The 4,954-nt window shown below is 36.5% G+C and carries 3 protein-coding genes; all 3 read right to left on the reverse strand.

Annotated elements, in window-relative coordinates; all coding sequences use genetic code 11:
* Positions 1 to 104 precede the first annotated feature (104 nt).
* Genes V7K76_RS32015 through V7K76_RS32025 form a run of 3 tightly spaced genes read right to left on the reverse strand, consistent with a single transcriptional unit; the run spans position 105 to position 4,758 of the window.
* Complete coding sequence (locus tag V7K76_RS32015) at positions 105 to 1,085, reverse strand: TniQ family protein (RefSeq protein ID WP_334775871.1); 981 nt, start codon at positions 1,083 to 1,085, stop codon at positions 105 to 107.
* Positions 1,054 to 2,205, reverse strand: coding sequence for an ATP-binding protein (locus tag V7K76_RS32020; RefSeq protein WP_334775869.1), 1,152 nt, complete (start codon positions 2,203 to 2,205; stop codon positions 1,054 to 1,056). Before V7K76_RS32020 ends, V7K76_RS32015 begins: the two co-directional genes overlap by 32 nt.
* A gap of 3 nt (positions 2,206 to 2,208) precedes the next feature.
* Positions 2,209 to 4,758, reverse strand: coding sequence for a DDE-type integrase/transposase/recombinase (locus V7K76_RS32025; RefSeq protein WP_334775870.1), 2,550 nt, complete (start codon positions 4,756 to 4,758; stop codon positions 2,209 to 2,211).
* Positions 4,759 to 4,954: the final 196 nt, after the last annotated feature.

Here is a 4,954-nt window from a genome sequence, read left to right on the forward strand (position 1 = left end):
TGTGACTTGAAGAAGATTTTGGACAGGTTGTCCAACTTTACCTTCCAAAACTAGATGTCCAACTTTACCTTCCAAAAACATGAAAAAGATAACATCTAGAAAAATTAAAGGAAAAGTTGACGAGGAGTTATATTAAAACAACGAAAAACTTCAGAAAGAAAATGCAAAGAAATACGTGGTTTATAAGCAGTGTCAGAGCTTTGAGGTTTAGCGATTAAGTGGGAACTCATCCAGAATGAAAAAGAGAGGTCTTTTAACCCTTGTTCATCAAGATGCACGCAACGTTCATGAAGGTACGAATAGACATCTTTAATCTGAGGTTGTTTTGACAAATAAGGTGTAATCGCAATTAACTCTTGTAAGTAAGAGATGTTACGTTGATAGGTTGACAAACATCCCATCGAGCGAAAATAAGTAGTCAACTTCAAGGGATACTTTGTTTGACCTAACCATTCTCCACAATGAGAACAATAACCTGGTTGACAAAAATTTAGCATTTTTTGATTGCAAGAAGGACAGGTATTCTCCAGAGAAATCTGATGTTGAGGGCAGAATTTAACATATTCAATTAACCAGAGCAAAGGAGTATAAATAACTTGCTCTTGCTCTCGCCAGGCTTGATAACAATAAGGACACCAAGCACAAGAAGGTTTCAAAAGCAACTCTGCTGAATCAAAAACTTTCAGCCAACTCATTAAAGTTAAAGAGTATAAATCTTGACGAGATGTTAATTGCTCTATAGCTGTCACAATGACTGGAGTAATAGATTGAAGTCCATTTATAACTGATAAATTAGATGCAGTTTTTTTGTTCGTTAAAAATATCTGTTTAAGAGAAGTTTTTTTAGTATCTTTATGCAATAAATATTCCTGATGTTGAATCAAAGGAACAAGTTCATAAGTATAAAGTTGCCAAGAGCGAAGGCAATGCTGTTGTGCTAATCTTTGTAAATAGCTACTTAAACTCTCAGTATTAGGAGTTCCTAAACCTATTGGTTGTAGAGGATAAAGATGACTTATTTTAGGTAGGTTTTGAATTGTGAAATTCCCTAAATTAAAAGGAATGAAAAAAATCTGTTTCTTTATCCTCCTTTTCTGACTCCTGCTTTTTTAAGGGATAACGGCGAGGAGAAGTTTGTGCAATCGGCGAATGAGTAGTTTTTTTCTCTTTCTTGCTTTGATTGTGTTTCTCCTGAGCAGTACCATGAGATGAGGGAATTAATTTCAAGTCTTTTCGTAGTTTGAGTAAATCCTCTGATGACTCTTGTAGTTGTTGTTCACCTATAGTGATAGATTTCAGCATTACCAAACATTGACGTACCTCTAAAGCATGACGTTGCAAGTCAGATAAAGTAATAGTCTGAGCATTTCCATCACTCTCTAAAACATCATTAAGTGTTACACAAAGCCAATCTTTAAGAATACCTACACAACCTAAACTCCTCTCATAAAGAAATTCCCAATTAGATAATAAATCTGGCTGTTGAGGTAAAGGAAGATATTGACTAAAAGTTTGCACCACACTTTTAAAAGCTTTAGCTTCTTGCGAATTATCAGCATGATACCGTTGAAAATGAATGGTTTTACTACGTCGGCATAACTGATCTCCTAAATCAATTAAAGGTAATAAGTCATAAGTTCCAGTGGGAATAATCTTCACTTGAGTTAGATTGGCTAGAGATTTGAGAGTTTCGGGTTGATCTTTTAATTTCCGACCACTAGGTAACATAGCAAGATGATGGGCTTCATCAATATAAAAAGCATCCGGAGAACGATGAATTAAAGCCGATTCCACTGCACTCCGCCACTTTGAGCAAGATTGCCCATAATTAATCTTTTTTTCGATTAAAGGTTCGTTTAGTACTTTTAATAGACGAATATAAAAATCTTTCCAATCAAACTGACTAAATTCTGGAGCTTTAGCTTCTAAACCAATTACAGGGACTTTACCCTGATTGTGCTTTAATTCAGGTAAGGCTTTCTCGGTTAGTTTTTGCTCTAAACGTCGCAATAGGGTAGTTTTCCCTACTCCGGTTGCTCCTACTACGAAAATTAAGGAAATCCCTGGTGCTTGATAAACTGATTGCATCACCTGATTAAAAGTCTGAATTAGATGAGGATGAGCCATTGTATAATTCACAAAAAATGTCACCCTTTCAGATATAGGAGCCTTTAATAATTCTTGAGGTAATCGCTGTTGTTCCATCCGTTAAAATTCTCCGTAAGATTCAAGAGTTTCTTCATTATTAGCGTTATTTATCAAGACTGATGAATTATTTTCTATCTCATGAAAGTGAGTCAATTGAGGACTGTTTGGAGAAAGTTCTTTCCCTTCAATCAAATTAAGTACCGTTTTATTTTCTAATGCTTGTAAGCGTTGTTTAAGCAGTTTTTCCTCGACTTGATAAGCCCCTTGTAAATGCTCCATCAATTCAGTATTAGATAAAACCATCACCTGACCTTTATGTTTTTTGCGTTGGCGTAAATCAGTACTAATAACTTGTAGTTCTTTTTCCGTGCGTCCTTGGAGATAGGGATAATGATTCGACGTACATTCATGCCAAAGCCCCTTAACATAGCAATAGGCAACACTAACATTGAACGGGTCAATTTTGAGCGAAACTGCTGTTTTCTCCACCTCTGGATTACGGAAAGCATGACACCAGTAATAAATATGATTTACCTTCACTCCCCTTCCGGGCTGTACGATTCGGGTATCGCCACTATGAGGGGAAGGTAAGGTTAAAATTAAAAAGGTTTGGTCATATTCCAAACGACGACTTTCTCTTTTCCCTCCTAATTGGATACCAGTTTCATAAGCTTGAAATGGAGAAAGTCCCAAACTTGAATTGAGTCGGTTATCATAAATCGAATAAGCCCATGTTTCTAATGATTGATAAAGCTCACCAATTGTCCAGACGGCTTGATGGATGGGGTTAACAGACTTGGTTATTTGTCTGGTGTTTTTGAGAATTTGAGTATTTCCTTGTAATTCATGCAACCATAACGTGTTAGTTGTGCCAAACACTCTTTCCACGGGGCTTCCATAACGAGGTTCTCCTGATGGGCGGTATTTATGATTGCATTTGTAATAAGCCAACAGTTGTTTAAAATAAACGCTATGGAACTCTTTTCCATTATCGGTAATTATGGTTTGAGGTAATCGACTAAATCTTTTGACACAAATCCGAATTACCATTAAACAACTACGGTAACTGGGTGGCTCAAAGGAAAGATACACTGCTAAAATTCTTTTACTATAACCATCTACTAGAAAAGTTGCCCAACAGCGACCTAAGCTCATTTTTTCGCTGTCAATAGCACTACTAATATTGCAAGTTGCTAGAGAAATTAAGGAACTCACTAGGTTAATATCTAAGCAAGTGTGGTCAATATGAGCATTTTCCCAGGGTAACTCTCCGTCTTTGGGTATTTCACTGTTTGAGTGAAATGGTTTAGTTTGTTTAGCTATTTTTGAGCCTTGGCGGGCTAGAGTGAGTTGGTAATTTTTTTGTTTTTTAATCTGTTCACGAAATGTTTTTTCTGAGGGGGGTTTAAAAACAGGTTCTTGTTGACTACAGGCTAATTGAAATTCTCGATAAACTCCACTCACTCGTCTATTTTTGGCAGTAAAGTAATGTTTTTTAATGAATTCTGCCATAAAATCTAAGAGTGCTGGTTCTAGTTTTTGATGATGCCCTTTATCTAAATGTTTAGGGAGTAAGCCTACATAACCATGATTTTCTCCATATAGCTTTTGTGCTTGCTGATATTGTTGACGCCAACGACGAATACTGCGACTGGCTTTGGTAATAGGTGGAGAATTTTCTTCTAAGTATGGCTTTATGGCCTCATATCGAGTATTAGCGGTTTCTAAATCTTCAGAACGTGCTTTGAGCAGTAGTTGTTGAACTTCTTTGTTGCCCTGACTTGAGGTATCTTTCGTTAGACCTGATAATTCTTCTTTCTCATAAAATTCGGCTTGTTCTAATGTGGGGAAAATATGAACAAGGTCGGGTTCGGCTAATGGGGCAGTATTAAAATTGATAAACAACTTTTCTTGGGCAATTGAACTATTGATTTCATCAGGGCTAATTCCAGTTATGGCTAATAGCAATTCACTATAAGTTATTCCAGGACTCCCTTTGACTATAGATACTATTCTTTGATTATTACTCTGATTTTTATCTAACTCTTCGTCTTGAAAATATGGCTCCAACCATTGATAATTTCTCAACCGAATTACATTTTGTTCGATATCTGTCCTCAGCCGATAGTTAAGTCCGTATTTTTGAGCATATTCTTCTCCAGGTGGACAAAGCCAATTTCCTGCTTCATTTTGGACGTAGCGGTTTGGTTGTTGTTGTGCTTTTTTGATTAATTCACTAATTGGTTTAAATTCTTCCCATCCTACCCAGTTGACTTCGATTACAAAAAAATCTGGAGTATGGCTTGTACGAACTTGGCGATTACTTTTTGAAATGTAATTTAATTCTATTGGTGGCGGTTGGTCGTAATATTCTAAAACTTGTCGGTTATGCTCTAATTTGTCAATAATATGTGCTAGTTCTCCCCGATGGGATTCAAACTGAATCGTATGACCCATCTTTTGACTGCAATAATTCCCACAAACATTGCCATAATTCCCTTGTACTCTCCGAGATGGAGGCCCCGAGCGAATCTGAGCTATAAGACTACGGGTATTCTGAGTCAGTTTGAGTTGACTACACCATTGCTCAAACTCTTCAAATGTAAGCATTGATTGGAGTTTAATTCTCCTTTTCAGTTTATTGCATTTGTGTCCACTTTCTTGTTCTATTTTTGTTATTATGTCCATTTTCTTCTTCCAAATGGACAATGGCTTTATTCTTTTCTTAACGAAGTTATAAGTATTTCAGTCTGCAACCTGTCCAAAATCTTCTTCCAAACCTGTCCAAAATCTTCTTCAAGTCACA

It is taken from the genome of Nostoc sp. (assembly GCF_036917975.1).
Lineage (GTDB): Bacteria > Cyanobacteriota > Cyanobacteriia > Cyanobacteriales > Nostocaceae > Nostoc.

Bases quoted from the DNA above. Each gene is read 5' to 3' on its own strand.
- V7K76_RS32025 (WP_334775870.1), bottom strand. From the start codon at position 4,758: ATGCTTACATTTGAAGAGTTTGAGCAATGGTGTAGTCAACTCAAACTG.
- V7K76_RS32020 (WP_334775869.1), bottom strand. From the start codon at position 2,205: ATGGAACAACAGCGATTACCTCAAGAATTATTAAAGGCTCCTATATCT.